Genomic DNA, 17,479 nt, shown 5'->3' with positions numbered 1-17,479 from the left:
TAACTAAAAGAAAGAGGGTTATTATAAATGGTACATAAAATTATAGAATGGTCGATGCGCAATAGATTTATTGTGCTGGTACTTTCCGCAGGGTTGTTTATATGGGGAGTTTTCTCCGTACAAAAAAATCCAATAGATGCGATTCCTGATCTTTCAGAAAATCAGGTAATCGTATTTACAGAGTGGATGGGCAGATCGCCACAGTTAATTGAAGATCAGGTGACTTACCCGCTGGTAACCAATTTGCAGGGGATTCCTAAAATTAAGTATGTAAGAGGTTCCTCCATGTTCGGGATGAGCTTTATCTACGTGATTTTTGAAGATGATGTTGATGTTTATTGGGCCAGAGAGCGGGTTTTGGAACGGATCAGTACCATATCCCGAACCTTGCCAGAAGGCGTATCTCCGCAACTTGGTCCTGATGGAACAGGAGTGGGTCATGTATTATGGTATACCTTAGATGCTCCTGAAATGGACTTGGGCGAGCAACGGGCAATACAGGATTGGTATGTAAAGTTCGCTTTGCAAACCGTTCCCGGAGTAAGTGAAATAGCCTCATTTGGTGGCTTTCAGAAACAATATCAAATCTCGATAGATCCAAACAAATTGCTGTATTATAAACTTACTGTGCCTCAGGTAATAGCCGCAGTTAGGAGCAATAATAACGAGTCGGGCGGACGAAAGTTTGAAATGAGCGACATGGGCTATATCATCAAAACATCGGGCTACCTCAAATCCATTGAAGAAATTTCGAATATCCCGGTAAAGAATCAGAATGGTACGCCAATAAAGGTGTCTGATCTGGCTACGGTTCAGATGACTGGAGAAACCCGATTAGGCATATTTGATCAGGATGGCAAGGGCGAGCGTGCAGGCGGTATTGTAGTAATGCGTTATGGCGAAAACGCTGCAGAGGTAATTGATCGGGTGAAAGAAAAGATGAAGGAAGTGTCAAAAGGCTTGCCTAAAGGTGTAAAATTTGATATCGTGTATGATAGAGGTGAACTGATTAAAGAATCTGTAGACTCTATAAAAAATACGCTGATCGAAGAGATGATCGTAGTATCCCTAATCGTATTTGTATTCCTGTTTCATTGGCGCAGTGCACTAAGTATCATTATACAAATTCCTATTACTATTGCCGCAAGTTTTATCCTGCTCAATGCCTTTGATATTTCGTCCAACATTATGTCGCTAACCGGTATTGCACTGGCCATTGGGGTAATTGTAGACAATGGAATTATCATGAGTGAAAATGCTTATAAGCATTTGGCAGAACGATACGAACAGTGGGAAAAGGATCAAAATAAAACGACAGCATCATGATGAACTGGTTTAAAAATATGTTTCGCAAATCTCCGGATTGGATTAGCGAAGAAGATCGCCTCGCGGTGATCACTAAATCCAGCAAGCAGGTATCCAGAGGTGTATTCTTTGCTACGGTAATTATTATAACCTCTTTTTTACCGGTATTTATGCTAACCGGACAGGAGGGTAAGTTGTTTCACCCGCTGGCTTACACCAAAACATTTATCATGATTGTTGATGCTTTTTTGGTGATTACGCTGGCTCCTGTACTGATCTCTTTCTTTATGAAAGGGAAATTCAGACCTGATCATGCAAACCCGGTAAATAGAGTTTTAGAAAAGGTGTATGAGCCAATTATCAGAACGGTATTGAAATGGAGAAAAACAACTATTGCCATTAATATCATCGCTTTGCTAATTACAATTCCTTTGCTTAAAAATTTAGGCACAGAGTTTATACCGCCATTAGATGAACAAAGTATTTTGTTTATGCCGGTAACCCTGCCTGATGTTTCAAATGCAGAAGCAAAGCGGATATTACAGGTGCAGGATAAGATTATTAAATCGGTACCGGAGGTAGATAAGGTTCTTGGAAAAGCAGGAAGGGCAAATACCGCTACAGATAATTCGCCGATTAGTATGATCGAAACAATCATTACTTTGAAACCGAAAAGCGAATGGAGAAAGGGCGTCACTAAAAAAGATATTGTGACAGAATTGGATGCCAAGCTTCAAATTCCGGGTGTGGTAAACGGGTGGACACAGCCAATCATCAACAGGATCAATATGCTGGCTACCGGTATCCGTACCGATGTAGGAATAAAAGTGTTCGGACAAAATCTGGATACAATTGCTTCGGTGTCAGAAAAGGTAAAAGCAGCATTAGTAGGTACCCCTGGGGTAAGCGATTTATTTGTAGAACCTATTACAGGGGGTAAATACCTGTCTATTGATGTAAAAAGAGAAGAGTTGGCCAGGTATGGCTTAAACGTAGATGACGTTAATCAGGTTGTTGAAAGTGCACTTGGTGGAGCAACTATTGGCAATACTATTGAAGGCAGACAGCGCTTTTCTATAAGCGTACGCCTTGCTCAGGAATACCGCAACAGTGTAGAACGCATTAAAAGAATCCCTATTCAATCAGCTTCCTTTGGTGAAGTTCCTTTATCGGCAGTTGCCGATGTGAAGTTTGAAGATGGGCCGCCAATGATCAGCTCTGATAATGCTATTCTGCGTGGTGCTGTAATGTTTAACGTTCGCGATAGAGATTTGGGCAGCACGGTTAAGGATGCAATGGAGAAGCTGAATAAAGAGAAGGGGGTTCTTCCCGAGGGGTATTTTCTGGAATGGAGTGGACAGTATGAAAACCTGATAAGGGGTAAGCAAACACTGATGTGGATTGCTCCGGTGGTTTTGGTGATCATTTTCTTCTCTCTGTATTTTGCATTTCGCTCTATTAGAGAAGCTTTTTTAAGTCTGATTACGGTTCCTTTTGCCTTAATTGGGGGGGCTTACATGATCTATTTCTGGGGAGTGAATTTGTCTGTTGGTGTAGCCGTTGGTTTTATAGCCCTGTTCGGGATTGCTGTGGAAACAGGGATTGTGATGGTAATTTACCTGAATGATGCCATGCAGCAGCTGATCAAATTAAAAGGGAATTCGAGCGAGACCATTACCAAGGAAGACCTTAGAGAATATGTAATTCATGGTGCAGCAAAAAGGTTGAGACCCAAGCTTATGACAGTTTGTGTGTCGCTATTCGGATTGGTACCCGTGTTATGGGCCAGTGGTGTTGGGGTAGATGTAATGCAACCAATAGTGCTGCCAATGATAGGTGGGGTACTAACTTCTTCCACACACATTCTGTTGGTTACACCGCTTATCTTTTTAATGTCCAAAGAGTATGAATTGAGGAAATATGGAAAACTGGAGGTTCACGATGTACATCATTAAAAAATTAACATGGATATTGTTGCTGCTGCCATTTTACACAACAGCACAACAAAAACAGGTGCTTTCCTTGGATACGATTTTGCACCGTATAGATAAAAACAACCTGTTGCTGCAGTCGTATGGTTTAAAGGCCGAGAGCTATAAACATACCGCTAAAGCGGCAACTGCCTGGATGGCACCAATGATTGGTGTAGGTACATTTATGACCCCTTATCCCGGTCAGGAACTTATGGACGACAGGGATAAAGGATCTGTAATGATACAGCTGGAACAGGATATCCCAAACCTATCTAAATTAAATGCCAACAAACGCTATATCGAATCTAAGGGTAAGGCAGAGAATGAAACCCGCGGCATTACCTTAAATGAATATAAAACGCAGGCAAAAAGGCTGTATTTCGGTTGGCTGGTTGCAGTACAAAAAATAGAAGTGCTGAAACAGAATGAGAAAATTATGCAGACCATGAAGAAGATTGAAGAGATCAGGTATCCTTTTAATCAATCGAAATTAGGTAGCGTATATAAAACCACTGCAAAACTGGAGGAAAACAAAAACATGATCCGCATGCAGGAAGGCGATATTGCTAAATCCAGAGCCTGGTTAAATAGTTTAATGAACCAGCCGGGAAATGCAGATATAGCTATTGATACCAATTATCAGCCAAAGTTTGTACAGGCAGATGCTATTGATACCGGGAGTTTGGCGTTGGCCAGAAATGATATTAAGAAGATGGATTACAATATCCAATCTATGCAGCTGAATATTGAAGCAATGAAAAAACAAAGCAGACCCGATTTTAAGCTGCGGTTCGATCATATGTCGCCTTTAACCAAGATGATGCCGAAGGCTTTTAGTGTAATGGGGATGGTAAGCATCCCGATTGCCCCGTGGTCTTCAAAAATGTATAAATCGGAAGTAAAAGGAATGGAATACGAAGTGCAGGCGATGGATAAAGAAAAGGCTGCCATGTTACAGGAAACCCAAGGGATGCTGTATGGTATGCAATTCGAAATCCAATCTATGCAAAAGCGTATCGATGCTATGGAAAGCAAGATTATTCCCGCACTGCAAAAATCACTGGATGTTAACTTTTTGAATTACCGTGAAAATAAAATGGAACTGCCTGAGGTAATTGATTCATGGGAGGCCCTTACTATGATGCAAACCAGCGTTTTGGATGAGAAATTGAAACTTTATTTAATGATAGCCGATTATGAGAAAGAATTATATCGCTAAGCGGCATACCTACGTATGGCTTGCAATGGTCCTGATCGGCGCGTTGGTAATCAGCTCTTGCAACAGGGGGAAAGACAATAAGCACATGAATCATGATGATCCTGGTGTTGTAAAAATTGACAGTAACCTTTCTCATTTGCTGAAACCTTCAAATGAGCAGGTGGTATCTACGCTCCCGGTAATTAAGGCTGAATATGGAACCAAAATATTTACAGAAGAGGTTCAGGGCATAATCAATTACGATACAAGAAATCAGAACAGCATTGCCAGCAGAGTGAGTGGAAGAATAGAACGTTTGCTGATTAAATACAATTACCAACCTGTTAAAAAAGGACAATTGATAATGGAGGTCTATTCACCGGATTTGGCAGCCGCACAACAGGAATTACTATTCCTGAAAGGTACAGGGACTGATCAGACGATGCTCCAGGGGGCAAAACAACGATTGATGTTGTTGGGAATGAGTGCTGCCAGTATTAATCAGCTAATAAAAACAGGAAAGGTAAACTACCGCATTCCTGTGTATAGCAATGCTGATGGGTACATACTTGAAAAATCTACGGCGCCAGTTGCAGCACCAAGTGTAGCTGTGCCATCATCTGGTGGAGATGAAATGGACAATATGGGAGGCGGAGGAAGCTCATCTGCGGCTACTCCTGTAAGTGCCGCGCCTGTAAATTCCCCTGTGTTATTACGTGCAGGACAATATGTGAGTGCCGGACAATCGCTTTTTACCATCTATAATGCTAATCAGCTGATCGCTGAATTCTCCTTAAAGCCTGCTCTGGCATCGCTTATAAAAAAGGGCGATCATTTTTTATTCTATAAAACGGCTGATAAAAGTACTATTCAGAATGCTAGCATAGGTATGATACAGCCTGTTTTTAAAGATGGGGTAAACTTTACTATTGCCCGCACTTACCTTAATAAACCAAACTTTAGGGTAGGTGAGCTGCTAACTGCCAGAATTCCTGTATTGCTTCATGCCTCATGGTGGCTGCCAGAATCGACTGCGATATCGCTGGGTAATAAAACAGTGGTTTTTAAAAAGGAAGGGAATGTTGTTATCCCTAAAGTGGTAAAGTCGGGGATTACCATTGCCGGAATGATACAGATTAAAGAAGACATCGGCAGCTGGGAGGTAAGTAAAAAAGCGGCTTATCTGGTAGATAGCGAAAGCTTCATAAAAATGACTGAGAACAAAGGAAATTAAGTTATGGAACGGAAATTATTTATAAAAAAGATTGCCTTGTTGGCGTTGGTTCCATCAATATTCATTGCTGCCTGCAGTAGTGAGGATAAATCAAAAGGTAAAATGATTGTCGCAAAACAGCAAACGTTTACTTGTCCGATGCACCCGCAGGTGATAAAAAATGAGATGGGCACTTGCCCCATCTGTGGAATGGATCTGGTTCCATTTGAAAAAAACAGTAATGAAAAGGCGCTGAAAATAGATGAAAAGCGACAAGCTTTAGCAAATATTACCACGGTATTGGTAGGTGAAGGTAGTCTTTCAGGAGCGAAACAGCTTAATGGAAGGCTTACTGTTAACCCAGAGCAAAGCAGTTATGTTTCCAGCAGAATTGCCGGTAGAATAGAGCAATTATATATACGAGAAACTGGTGTTAAGGTTGGTAAAGGACAGCCTTTATACAAGCTTTATTCAGAACAATTGGCCACACTCCAGCAAGAATATCTGATGGCGATGGCGCAGGAAAAAGAATTCAAGGGAGATAAAATAGAGCGGCAGATTGTTGCCGCTGCAAAACAGAAATTACTGTTGTACGGGCAATCCGAAAGTCAGGTACAGCAGCTTGTTAAAACTCAAAAGAAAGATCCGTATGTGGTTTTCTACGCGCCCGAAGGTGGTGTAGTTGCTGAGTTGTCAGTGACTCAGGGTCAGTATGTAACAGAAGGGAGTCCGATTTTAAGATTGGAAGGATATGGGCAGTTATGGGTTGAAGCCGATGTTTATCCAAGCGAGGCAAAAAATATAAAGATGGGTCAGAAAGTTAAGGTTGTTATTGCCGGATGGGAAGATCAGCCACAGGAAATGACCATTAGCTTCATTACCCCGTCACTTCAATCTGGAACCCAGCTTACACAGATCAGGGGAAGTATTGCTAATCCTCAAAATCAATGGCAACCAGGCCTGCAGGCAAATGTTTTTTTACCATCAGCAAATAAGAGTAATGTATTGACTTTGCCGGTTGATGCGGTAATTAGAGATGGTAAAGGTATGCATGTATGGATTAAAAAGGGTAAAGACAGCTTTGAACCCAGATCGGTAAAAACAGGACAGGAGAATAACAATGAAGTTGAAATTTCTGAAGGACTTAAAAATGGAGATCAGGTCGTAGTAACAGGAGCTTATCTTTTATATAGCGAGTATATTCTTAAAAAAGGTAAAAATCCTGTTGGGCATCATTGAGCTGACGACGGACGAGTGCCGTGATGACGAACAAAACCCTAGGTGACAAACTAAAATTGAATAAAACTTAGATTATTAATTAATAAAAAAGAAGAAGATGAGAACAGTAACTAATTTCATTATTACTTTGGCAGCAGTAACCTTATTTGCTGCATGTAGCAACCCACAAAAAACAACAGAAACAGATGCACACGAAGGCCACAGTCACGCGGCAGGAGAAACGCATGCCGAAACTACAGAAAAGGGTACTGCTGCTGCCGTAAATTTAAAAGACGATAAATTAAATGCAGTTTATCAACATTATGTTCATTTAACCAATGCACTTGTTAAAGGCGATGTGGCTGAGGCAAAAGTGGCAGCTAATGCAATTGAACTAGGCGCTAAAGATTTAGCTAATGGCACTTCTTTAGCCTCATTAGTAGCGAAAATAGGATCAGCAACTGATATTGATGCGCAAAGAATTGCATATGCTGAATTGAGTACAAACTTTATAGAAAGAGTAAAAGCATCTGGTTTAAGTTCCGGAGAAGTATATGTAGATTATTGCCCAATGGCTTTAAATGACAAAGGAGCATCGTGGTTAAGCAACCAAAAAGAAATAAAAAACCCTTATTTTGGCGAAAACATGCTGGCCTGTGGCGAAGTGAAAGAAACTATACAATAATTGAGATTGGTTTCTATATATTTATAGAAACCAATCATCAAAATGAAATCATTTCCTTTCATCTCTTTAAATCAAAGTCTGGGGCTCTTACGGGTATTTACTTGTTTGTTGTTCCTTGCACATGCCGTAGTTCGTATAACCGGTGGAACTATTGAGCGGTTCGGTGGCTTTCTTAACGGCAAAGGCTTTGTATACGGAACCGCTTTTGTTTGGGGAATTACTGCATTTGAAATCATAGGAGGACTATTGCTCCTTGCCGGGTATTTCAGAAAATGGATTTCAATAGGATTTATCATAATGCTTGCAATTGGCATTATAATCATACATGCAGAAAATGGTTGGTTTGTTGGCGAACATGGATCAGGGGGGATCGAATACAGCGCAATATTGATCGTTTGCTTTATTGTAATTGCGGCTGATGAATCAAAAAGCAAGTTAAGCTGATAAAAGATTCTTTTTTAACATATTCAACCTGATGTAGGCAATAACACTATAAAAACACCAAAGCAAAATTAAATGTATTAATGCTGAAGGATTTGCTGATAAACTCGCTCCCGACTGAACTATTGAGGAATAGATTTGAATAAATGGTGTTGTAGGTAATAGTTTTGATAGCCATTGAACAGCTAAGGGTAAGGATTCGAATGGCCATGAGTATCCCGTGATCAGAAAAATCGGATAAGTAGAAAAAGCCATCATTTGCAGGCAGAGCAATTGCGATTTAAACAGCGATCCAATAAATTGAGCCATAGGAATAAGCGTAAGAATAAACAGTATCAATAAGACACTCAATTCGAAACCATTGCCGCGCATCGGTAAATTGAGCAGGTTATAGTTTACATTCAAAAAGAAAAAAGCATAAGCTGAAAATAGAAACAGATAAAATAATCCTTTCCCCCAGATACCGGTAGATATTCCTCCCCTTAGCCACTCCCCAATACGTGAATGTTGTCGCTCTCCGGCCACACTTTCAGATAAACCTATCAGTAAGGTTTGTTGTAAAATTAATGCCAGTAGTCCAGGGAGCAGGAATGCACCATAGCTTGATCTTTCGTTAAACATTGGCCTGTAATCTAAATTCACGGGCAGTACGTTTTGCATGGCTATGGTGGAGCTCATGCCTTCGCTTTTTTGGAAATACTGTAAGCGTACACCTGCACCAATGGTAAGGCATATTTGCTGCACGTTCATTAGGATATCGCTTGAGGGCAGGAACCGGGCTGCATTTACGGCAAGTACCACATTGCTCTGCTTTAAGGTTAGTAAATTTGATTCTGTACCTTTTGGAATATAAAAATACCCCTGACAGTTTCCACGGTACATTTGCTCTTTGGYCTCTTCAAGATTAGGGAAATGAATTAATTCAACAATAGGAGAGTTATCAATATTTTGTTGGAGCAACCTTGATAGCCTTGAATGATCATCATCAACAACAGCAAGCTTTACATTTTGCTCTTCTTTATTAATGTAGATGCTTCCATAAAAAAACGCATAAAGCAACGGCGCAATCAAGAGGGTCAGGAGCAAGCTATGGTCCTTCGCCACAAGGGCGGCCTCTCTTAAAAAGAGCTTAATTATGGACTGCCCTGATTGCTTTTTCATCTTTACTGGTATTAAACTGACGTTGAAATAAAAGAATTGCAGTTGGGAACATCACTGCGCAAAACAATAAAAGCTTATTTAAATCTGCCTGTGCATAATGCAATGGTAAATTCATATAATAAACCTTAAAAAAGGCATCCAGAAATGGTGTGTAAGGCATAATGGTAGCATAGTATTGATCGTACCATGGCATGGCCCATCTTGGAAATGTAAATCCACTAAAAACAAAAGCCGGAGAAGTATAAAATAAAGCGGTATCACCCGAGAGCATTACATCTTTAAATAAAGCTGAAATAAAGAGACCAATTCCAATGCATGCTAATGAGAGTAGTGTATAAATAACAAAGAATTTGCCAGTGGCAGCTGAAATTCCAATATCGAAAAAGGGAAATACAACAAAAGCAATAAGTATAAAATTAACCCAGCTTATTACAAGGTGGGCAATGGTTTTAGCTGTAATTACGGTCAAGGCCGAACCCTTTGACAATTCATACAGCTCCTGCATTGTTTCAGTTTTCCATTCATAATTCAGGGCAAGCATACTGCTTACGATTAGTATCATTTGTATGCCCACGGTTATTAATCCGGGCACCAGATACTCCTGGTAATTGTAACTTGCATTATAGAGCTGATAAGAATTCAGTTTAATTGGATTGGCGAGCGCCATCGCCTGATCGGCTTTCATTCCTGTTTTTATCAGCTTCTTTAAAATTACACCCGAACTCCCGGTAATTACAACTTCGGCCACGGCCTTATATACCATTTTTGCTGGTACCAGAGACGCTGCATTGGTATACAGCGTTACATTAACCGGGTGTCTGCTGTAAATGTCTTTCTGCATGTTTACAGGGAAATGTATGGCTCCAAGTATTTTGCCCTGCTGTATTAGTCTTTCAACCTCGGCCTCACTGCTAACTCTTCTTGTAATGTTTAACGCTTCTCTTTGTTCCAGTAAAAAAGTAAGCTGTCGGCTAACTGGACTTTGGTCGTCATCCCATATGGCAAATGATAAATGTTTAGCTTCTTCTTTTTGGTAAATCACCGCATAGAATGAAAACAGAAGCACGGGAACAACCAGCATAACCAGGTAAAATACCTTTAAGCTGAGAATTCGCTTCCATTCCCTAATGATGATATGGCCAAAACGATTCATTAAGGCAGAATTAATGATGCAGTCATACCGGAACGTAGTCCTTTTACCCGTGATTGGTTTTCGGGCTTAAGCTCTATGGTAAAGGTTCTAAGTTCAAACTGCCCCTTATCTTTTGATGGTACCCAATTGGCAAATTCCAGTGTTGGCGATATTGAGGTTACTTTTACAGGGAAGATTTCAGGTTCGCATCCCGGTACTTTTACAGATGCAACCGCTCCTAATTTCAATAAGTTGGCTTTGTCCTGCCTGATGTTGAACCGTAAAAGTGTCGAATTCTTTTTTTCAATGGTCATCATAGGATAGCCTATTGATACGATCTCACCCTGATGGGTAACCAAACTCGAAATAACTCCATCTGCAGGAGCATAAACTTTGGTGTTATCTCCAAGAGCCTTTGTAAGCTCGTATGCCTGCTCTGCCTGTTTTACAATAGCATTAGCGGTTTTAAGCAGCTCGGGCCTTGTCCCTTCTTTCAGCATTTTTAAGTTCAGCTCTGCAGTTTCCATTTCTTTTTTAGCTGCCTGATATCTGAAATAGAATACATCTTTCTCTTGCCCTGATATCACATCAGCATTGTATAAACGTTCCATACGCTGATAAGTGGTGTTAAAAAGGTTGTACTGTTCCTGACTGATCTGATACAGCTTAGAAGTTGCTTCAATTAGCTCTGGTCTGGCGCCGTGGGTTAATAACTCTTGTTGACCTTTAGCTGCATCAATAGCTGAAAGTGCTTGGGCCTTAATGGCATCTATTTCGTTTGAACGTAATATGGCAACTAACTGTCCGCTTTTTACCGTATCTCCCTGCTCAACAAGCAGTGAATCCAATCTGCCCGGAAATTCTGCTGCTACGTCAACACTAGATGCGTCAACCATCCCAACAAAGTTGTTTTCATCTTCCTTGTTTCCCGCCAGAAAGAAAAATAAAGCAATAATTACTACCACTATAGGAATGAGCAGTGCCCAATAGTTTTTTAGAATGTTTTTCATCACTTAATGTATTGAGTTATTTGCTGTGGTTTACCTAGACTGTTGAAATATTCTGCTGCGGCTAAATAGTATCCAAACACTGCGGTATGGTAGCCTTTTTCAATTTCTGTTTCTATTAATAAAGCATCATTTACATCTTTTGGAGAGGAGAGTTGGTTTCTCATCCGTTCTGTGATCAGGCGGCTCGTGGTATGGGCATCCTTTCTCGCATTATCTAGTGATGCCACCTCATTTTGAAGAGATTTCATCTTGTTTCTGGCAACTGTAGATAAGACCTGTATTCCCAGACTTGCATTCTTCTCAGCAAGTTTTGCTTCTTCAATCAATTGTCTGGCTGCCAGTGTTCTTTTTCTTGTTTGTCCATTAAAAAGCGTCCATTGTAATTCTACACCAACAAACCAGTCGGGCATAAGTAGGGGCAGGTCTCTTTGATATAAATTATAATTCCCAATGGCAAAAATGTTGGGTAAAGAAAATGAACTGCTGATCTTTTCGGCTGTTTTAGCATACGAGATCTTACTGCCGGCCATTTTATATACAGGATTTGATTCCCAAAAATCGCCCTCAGGTTTAAATGGCTCAATAACTGCATATGTCAGCGTATCTGTAATTATTATTGCAGAGTCTAACGGGACGCCAAGTAGCTTGTTAAGTTCAATATAGGCATTTTGCTGCTCCAGCTTGATGTTATTGAAATGGCTTTCGGCCTGTGTTAGTATTACATTTGTCCAGCTTTTCTGATAAGGCGCAAGGATTTGGTTTTTCACCAGTTCCTGGGCATAATTGTTGTTTTTGGTTAGCGCATCAACCATTATCTGCTGCTTATTGAACAGGGTATTTAAATATAAAATGCGCAGGTATTGTGCTGCAATCAAAAAATCGACTTCTTTATTTACCAGATCAACGTTGATATCTGCAGAATTTACAAGGGATTGAGCCAGGTTACTGGCAGCATCAAGTTTGTTTCCCAGAAAAATGGGTTGCCTTACACCTAAGCCGGCTACAAAATAAGATTGCTTACTTAAACTCGGATTATAGTTGGGATAAACGCTCCCGATAATATTTTTGGAAGCATTATATATCCGGTCTTGTGCGGCTTGCGACAAATCATTGCCGGTAACCTCTTTAAATACTTCATTTGCAGCATTAACACTTTGCTTTGAAGAACCCTCTACAATACCATCTTTTACTGTCTGCAAATTTACCGTTAATGGGCTGCTAAGGTAAGTATAGCTAGATAGCAGGTCTACTTTGGGCAAGTAGCTTTTCTTCTCGGCCTGCAAATTATACTGACTGGATAGCAGTGCAGATTTTGCTTGTCTGAGCGTCATGTTATGATCCCGGGCGAGATTAAAACATGTTTCAAGAGAGGTCGTTTGGCCGTTTGCTGTAACAACAAAAATTGCCAGTATCATGAGTAGTAAGTACCACTTAAGATGGTTTGTTGGTTTGTTTCTCATCGATCCAGGTTAATGAGTACTATAACTTTAAACTTTACATGGCTTACGTGTTGAATAAAGTTGATCTTATCTATCAACTCTCTCCAGGCTAATAAAGTTTTAAAAATTTACATTAAATTTTCGATTTATGAAACTTAATAATGATAATTGGCGCTTAAAGTTTAACCCTGACGGCAAACCTTTATCTGAAAAGCATTTGCCGGATTACCTACTGTCATCATTTTAAACTCATCCCGTGTAATCCCCAATTCAAATAAGGAAGGTTTTAATACTCCAAAAATGGTGTTATAAGGTATTGAGTTGCCATTTTTAAAAGCGTTGAAAGCAGCTTTGCCGCCTTCTTCTGTAACGGCAAAACCATCGTCATGAGAAATCAATACTTTATGTAGCAGGCCTTCACCTTTTAATCTGTAAATATGATTTCGATATTGAACAATCGAGTCCCTGTCTTCATTAATGCCATCTAAACTAATCCAGCAACCTTTTTTTGCCAGTTCAACGTGGAAAAATCCTGTTGGATCATTTTGTGCATGTACCCAGATTAGAGCTTCCGGACTTACCCCTGCTTTAATAAGGATTTCGACTTCCTGGCGCGCAGCGGCACCATTTCCTGTATGTATGGCTATTTTTAAACCACTTTTTAGATGGGCAATTGCTGCGGCTTTAATTAATTTTTCTTCAATAGGTTTCAGTGGTGCACTATCTACTCCAAGTTTTATAAAACCAGGGCGGATATCGGTTCCATCGATTCCATTCTCCCATTCTTTTAGCCATCTGGTAGCTAACTCTTCACTGGTTTCTGTAAAGGCGTGGTTGGGTAGATATTTATGTCCTACTGCTGCGTAATAGCCTGTATTGGTTATAATGTTAATGCCACTGGCTTTTGAAAGTAATCTTAGTAATTCTACATTTCTGCCGATATGTGCAGGAGTACACTCAATAATGGTGGTGACGCCAGATTTTTTAGCAGCTTTTAAATAGGGAAGCAACAGGTTTGCTGTTACTTCATTATCGTATTCGGGACGCGTATCAGGTTCTGCGCCTTTAAAATCGGTAATAATGTGTTCATGTGATAAGGTAAGGCCCATTGAATTTGTCTCAATTTTGCCATTCACAGTCATTACAAAACCTTTTTCAGCTCCAGATGATTCTGCTGCAAGCGCTAGAAAACTCGGATATAAACTGATAAAACCTGCAAAACAGGAAAGAGATATAAACTGACGTCGCTCCATATACAAAAATAATTTAATTACCGGTATTTTTATGTAGTTAGTAGGGCTATGCTTTACCTATGGCTCAGGAATGCTTAAGGTTAGCCCAGAAGCAGAGCAAATGCACCTTTGTCTTTTTTCCACCCTTTAAAAGTGAATTATGCTACAATTTGAATTGTATCTGGTTTTATTGCATCTTTATTAAGCTGTTAAGCATACCTTTTACTTTATTTGAGATATTATAAATTTGTTTTAATGAGCAAACAAAAGACGAATTCCGGGCTTTTATTAAAATTAACAATTGGTTTTGTTGGTATAGCATTATTTGTGTCTTTAACAGGTGTAAAAACGCCTTCAACGCAAAATCCAATAATTGCTCAAACGGCTGTTAAATCAGTTGATTTTCTCAATAGCATTGGCGTAAACTCAGCGATCTCGAAGCGGGGAGAATCTTTGGACAAGACTATCGAGCTAATGAAGTATACAGGCATCAGATGGATTCGTGCAGGTTATGAAGGAGATATTCCTGAGGCAGATTTCATTAAACTCCATAAAGAGACAGGTGTTAGATTTAGCTACGGTCTGTTAAGTGGCGGAACTGACATTAAAAGGTTGTTAGCGGGAGCCAGAAAGCTCGATGCAGTAGGAGCCCTGCTGGCTTTTGAAGGTTCTAACGAACCAAACAACTGGGGGTTTAAATATAAAGGGGCAGAGGGCGGAAAGAACTTAACCTGGTTGCCGGTTGCTCAATTACAAAAGGATTTATATGATGCAGGGCTGGCACATCAATGCCTGATGGAACTAAATATGCTGATTTTGCAACATGTCATAATTATTTCTCACATCCTTCCCATCCGGGACTGTACGATAACCAAACATGGAATGCTGCCGATCCGGGGCCACTGTGTAAGGTTGACGGGCTCTATGGCAATTATGGAAAAACCTGGAGAGGAAAACATAAGGGATATACCGAAAACGAACTTTTAACATTACCGCGGGTTACAACTGAAACAGGGGGAACGCTAACTGATGAAATAACTGAAGAGAAGCAAGCCCGACTTTACCTGAACTTATACCTGTCGCAATTCAAGAGGAACTGGAGGTATACTGCTGTTTATTTATTGCGAGACAGGGTAGATGAGGCAGGTAATCAAACTTTTGGTTTTTATAAGCCAGATTATAGCCCAAGAAAATCAGCCATATATTTACACAACTTAACTACAATTCTGGCCGACAAACCATTAAAGTTTAGCTTAGGGAAATTAGCTTTCCAAATTATTGGTCAACCTGAAACTGTGCATACGCTATTGCTCCAAAAAAGTAATGGCAGGTTTGAATTGGTAATTTGGGGAGAAAAAGCAAAGGGCACTGAAGAAATAGAAATAAAACTAAGCAAGGCATATCCTCTGGTAAAAGTTTATGATCCTACAAAGGGCACAGAAGCAGTTCAGGTTTTAAGGAATATAAAATCAGTTAAACTTAAAACCAGTGATCATCCTTTTGTTATTGAAATATAACACAGATGTTTTTCTTATATTTATAAAGTAAAAAAACTTTCTTTGCTACTCTAATTATCCCAATTAATGAAGCGCTTCAAATTTTTTGTGCCTTTTATCCGCGAGAACGGAAAGATTATTTCCAGTTATATTTTTACTCTTTTTTTTATTGGTCTTGCTATTTGGTTTATTAAACAGGAGCGGGGCGAAATACATCATGTAAAGCAGTTGCTAATAACAGCAAAATGGTGGTGGTTAAGTGCAGGGATGTTATTGAGCGTAGTTTATGTATTTATTCATGGAATGATGTACCGATCGTCATTTGCTGCGGTATCGAGCAAAATATCAATAGCAGATGGCACCATTCTTTTTTTAAAGCGAAACTTTGTGAGTGTTTTCTTGCCGGCTGGTGGGGTCTCATCGTTGGCTTTTTTTAGTGTGCCAATAGAAAAGAAGGGGGTAAGCAGATCACAAATTAATTTTGCCTCGTCTATATATGGTTTTGTGGGTATCTTATCGGTATTGGTAATTGCCATACCTGTATTTGTTTATGGCGTTTTAGAAGGAACTTTAGGTCAGGGAGAGTGGTTTGGTTTGTTGGCAGCCTTGCTGTTAATTGCCGGTATATATTTGTTGTACAGGTCGGTTATAAAAAAAGGAGTAGTTTATAAGCTCGTTGTTAAATATCTTCCTTCTGTTGAAGTATTTGCAGCGGAGTTTAGGGCCAATAAAATTGAACGTAAGCATTTTCTTTCAACATTCGTTTACAGCATGCTGATAGAAGTTGTTGGCATAGTTCACATCTATATTGCGATGATTGCATTAGACATGAACCCCTCTTTAATTTTTGCTACCATTAGTTACGTAGTTGCCGTTGTGTTTTTAATTATTTCTCCTTTTTTAAGAGGACTGGGTGCGGTAGAAGCCTCTATGGCTTTCATTTTAATTAGATTGGGTTACTCAAATGCAGCAGCAGTTTCAATTACATTGCTGTACCGTTTTATGGAATTTTGGATTCCACTGGTTCTCGGTGCCTTAAGCTTCCTTCTTAAAATTAACAAATTATTAATGAGAATTGTACCTGCCTTGCTGTTATTGCTGCTGGGTATTATTAATATTGTGTCCGTACTTACTCCTGCAATCCACTCGAGGCTTGCATTTCTTAAAGATTTTCTTCCTATAGAAGCAATTAGAGTGTCCAATTACTTTGTATTGCTTGCGGGATTGTTTCTGCTGGTTACAGCTGCATTTATGCTTAAAGGACTGCGAATGGCATGGTACTTTGCAGTTGCTTTGTGTATACTTTCGCTGGTAKGGCATTTAACTAAAGCAATAGATTATGAAGAAGCCGGGTTTTCGATAATTGTGCTGGTTATTTTAATAGGATCAAGAAAAGAGTATTATATAAAACACAATTCAAGATTAAGGTTTATTGGCATTCAAACTACGTTATTAAGCATCCTGGCCGTTTTGCTTTATGGTGTTATTGGATTCTATTTCCTTGATCAAAAACATTTTGATATTGACTTCAGTTGGTTGCAATCCATCAGGTATACTTTACAAAATTTTTTATTGGTGGGTAGCTCTGATTTGGTGCCTCAGGATGCGTTTGCCAGAGGCTTCCTTTTTTCAATTAATATTAGCGGATTCTTATCTATAGCCTTCTTGATTTATACACTGATCAGGCCATATATTTTGAAAATGGACACTTCAGAAGAGGAATTTGAAGCGGCTAAAGCTGATCTGGAAAAATATGGTAATTCAGCAATTGATTATTTCAAAACTTATAGAGATAAGCTGATTTATACCACAGACGAACTGGAAGGATTTATTGCCTATCGAATAGCCGGTAATTTTGCTGTGGTATTAGAGCTTCCGGTTACACTGCCAGAAAACAGACAGGGTTTTATCAAATCGTTCGACAGATATTGCATCGAAAGCGGGATGAAAAGCCTTTATTACAGGGTATTACAGGG

The 17,479-nt window shown here is 39.7% G+C and carries 14 protein-coding genes; 9 read left to right on the top strand and 5 right to left on the bottom strand.

What is annotated here, in order from left to right; all coding sequences use genetic code 11:
* The first annotated feature begins 27 nt into the window (after positions 1–27).
* The 7 genes from AC1DDX_RS10570 to AC1DDX_RS10540 all read left to right on the top strand — a co-directional run bounded on the left by AC1DDX_RS10570 (position 28) and on the right by AC1DDX_RS10540 (position 8,036).
* Positions 28–1,326, top strand: coding sequence for an efflux RND transporter permease subunit (locus AC1DDX_RS10570; RefSeq protein WP_172660543.1), 1,299 nt, complete (start codon positions 28–30; stop codon positions 1,324–1,326).
* Positions 1,323–3,260 (top strand): efflux RND transporter permease subunit, encoded by a 1,938-nt coding sequence (locus AC1DDX_RS10565; protein WP_288880863.1) that lies wholly within the window; start codon positions 1,323–1,325, stop codon positions 3,258–3,260. The genes AC1DDX_RS10570 and AC1DDX_RS10565 overlap by 4 nt, the downstream gene beginning before the upstream one ends.
* Entirely contained in the window at positions 3,247–4,497 is a 1,251-nt protein-coding gene (locus tag AC1DDX_RS10560; RefSeq protein WP_172661067.1) for a TolC family protein, read from the top strand. The genes AC1DDX_RS10565 and AC1DDX_RS10560 overlap by 14 nt, the downstream gene beginning before the upstream one ends.
* Entirely contained in the window at positions 4,475–5,710 is a 1,236-nt protein-coding gene (locus AC1DDX_RS10555; protein WP_337715235.1) for an efflux RND transporter periplasmic adaptor subunit, read from the top strand. The genes AC1DDX_RS10560 and AC1DDX_RS10555 overlap by 23 nt, the downstream gene beginning before the upstream one ends.
* 3 nt (positions 5,711–5,713) lie before the next feature.
* A complete protein-coding gene (locus AC1DDX_RS10550; protein ID WP_337715233.1) occupies positions 5,714–6,928 on the top strand; it encodes an efflux RND transporter periplasmic adaptor subunit in 1,215 nt (404 codons plus the stop codon).
* A gap of 97 nt (positions 6,929–7,025) precedes the next feature.
* Positions 7,026–7,592, top strand: a complete 567-nt coding sequence (locus AC1DDX_RS10545; protein ID WP_172660539.1) for a DUF3347 domain-containing protein — start codon at positions 7,026–7,028, stop codon at positions 7,590–7,592.
* 42 nt (positions 7,593–7,634) lie between these two features.
* A complete protein-coding gene (locus AC1DDX_RS10540; RefSeq protein WP_172660538.1) occupies positions 7,635–8,036 on the top strand; it encodes a DoxX family protein in 402 nt (133 codons plus the stop codon).
* Here AC1DDX_RS10540 and AC1DDX_RS10535 read toward each other — a convergent pair.
* From AC1DDX_RS10535 to AC1DDX_RS10515, 5 genes are all read right to left on the bottom strand, one after another.
* Positions 8,028–9,194, bottom strand: coding sequence for an ABC transporter permease (locus AC1DDX_RS10535; RefSeq protein WP_477622024.1), 1,167 nt, complete (start codon positions 9,192–9,194; stop codon positions 8,028–8,030). The genes AC1DDX_RS10540 and AC1DDX_RS10535 overlap by 9 nt on opposite strands.
* Positions 9,163–10,347, bottom strand: coding sequence for an ABC transporter permease (locus AC1DDX_RS10530; protein WP_337715230.1), 1,185 nt, complete (start codon positions 10,345–10,347; stop codon positions 9,163–9,165). The genes AC1DDX_RS10535 and AC1DDX_RS10530 overlap by 32 nt, the downstream gene beginning before the upstream one ends.
* The gene (locus AC1DDX_RS10525; protein WP_337715228.1) at positions 10,347–11,336 is read right to left on the bottom strand and encodes an HlyD family secretion protein; all 990 of its coding nucleotides are present in this window, start codon (positions 11,334–11,336) and stop codon (positions 10,347–10,349) included. Before AC1DDX_RS10525 ends, AC1DDX_RS10530 begins: the two co-directional genes overlap by 1 nt.
* Positions 11,336–12,796, bottom strand: a complete 1,461-nt coding sequence (locus tag AC1DDX_RS10520) for a TolC family protein (RefSeq protein ID WP_337715226.1) — start codon at positions 12,794–12,796, stop codon at positions 11,336–11,338. The genes AC1DDX_RS10525 and AC1DDX_RS10520 overlap by 1 nt, the downstream gene beginning before the upstream one ends.
* 161 nt (positions 12,797–12,957) lie before the next feature.
* Positions 12,958–14,028, bottom strand: a complete 1,071-nt coding sequence (locus AC1DDX_RS10515) for a phosphotriesterase family protein (protein ID WP_288880876.1) — start codon at positions 14,026–14,028, stop codon at positions 12,958–12,960.
* A 234-nt stretch (positions 14,029–14,262) separates the two neighbouring features.
* Here AC1DDX_RS10515 and AC1DDX_RS10510 point away from each other — a divergent pair, with 234 nt between their 5' ends.
* Both AC1DDX_RS10510 and AC1DDX_RS10505 read left to right on the top strand, forming a co-directional pair.
* On the top strand, positions 14,263–14,994 hold the full coding sequence (locus AC1DDX_RS10510; protein WP_477622023.1) for a hypothetical protein: 732 nt from the start codon (positions 14,263–14,265) through the stop codon (positions 14,992–14,994).
* Positions 14,995–15,590: 596 nt separating this feature from the next.
* Positions 15,591–17,479 (top strand): lysylphosphatidylglycerol synthase domain-containing protein (locus AC1DDX_RS10505; RefSeq protein ID WP_477622022.1); only part of this gene is annotated, 1,889 nt, incomplete at its 3' end.

This window comes from Pedobacter sp. 10L46_2 (genome assembly GCF_056395165.1).
This window is presented reverse-complemented; position numbering and strand designations above follow the sequence as displayed.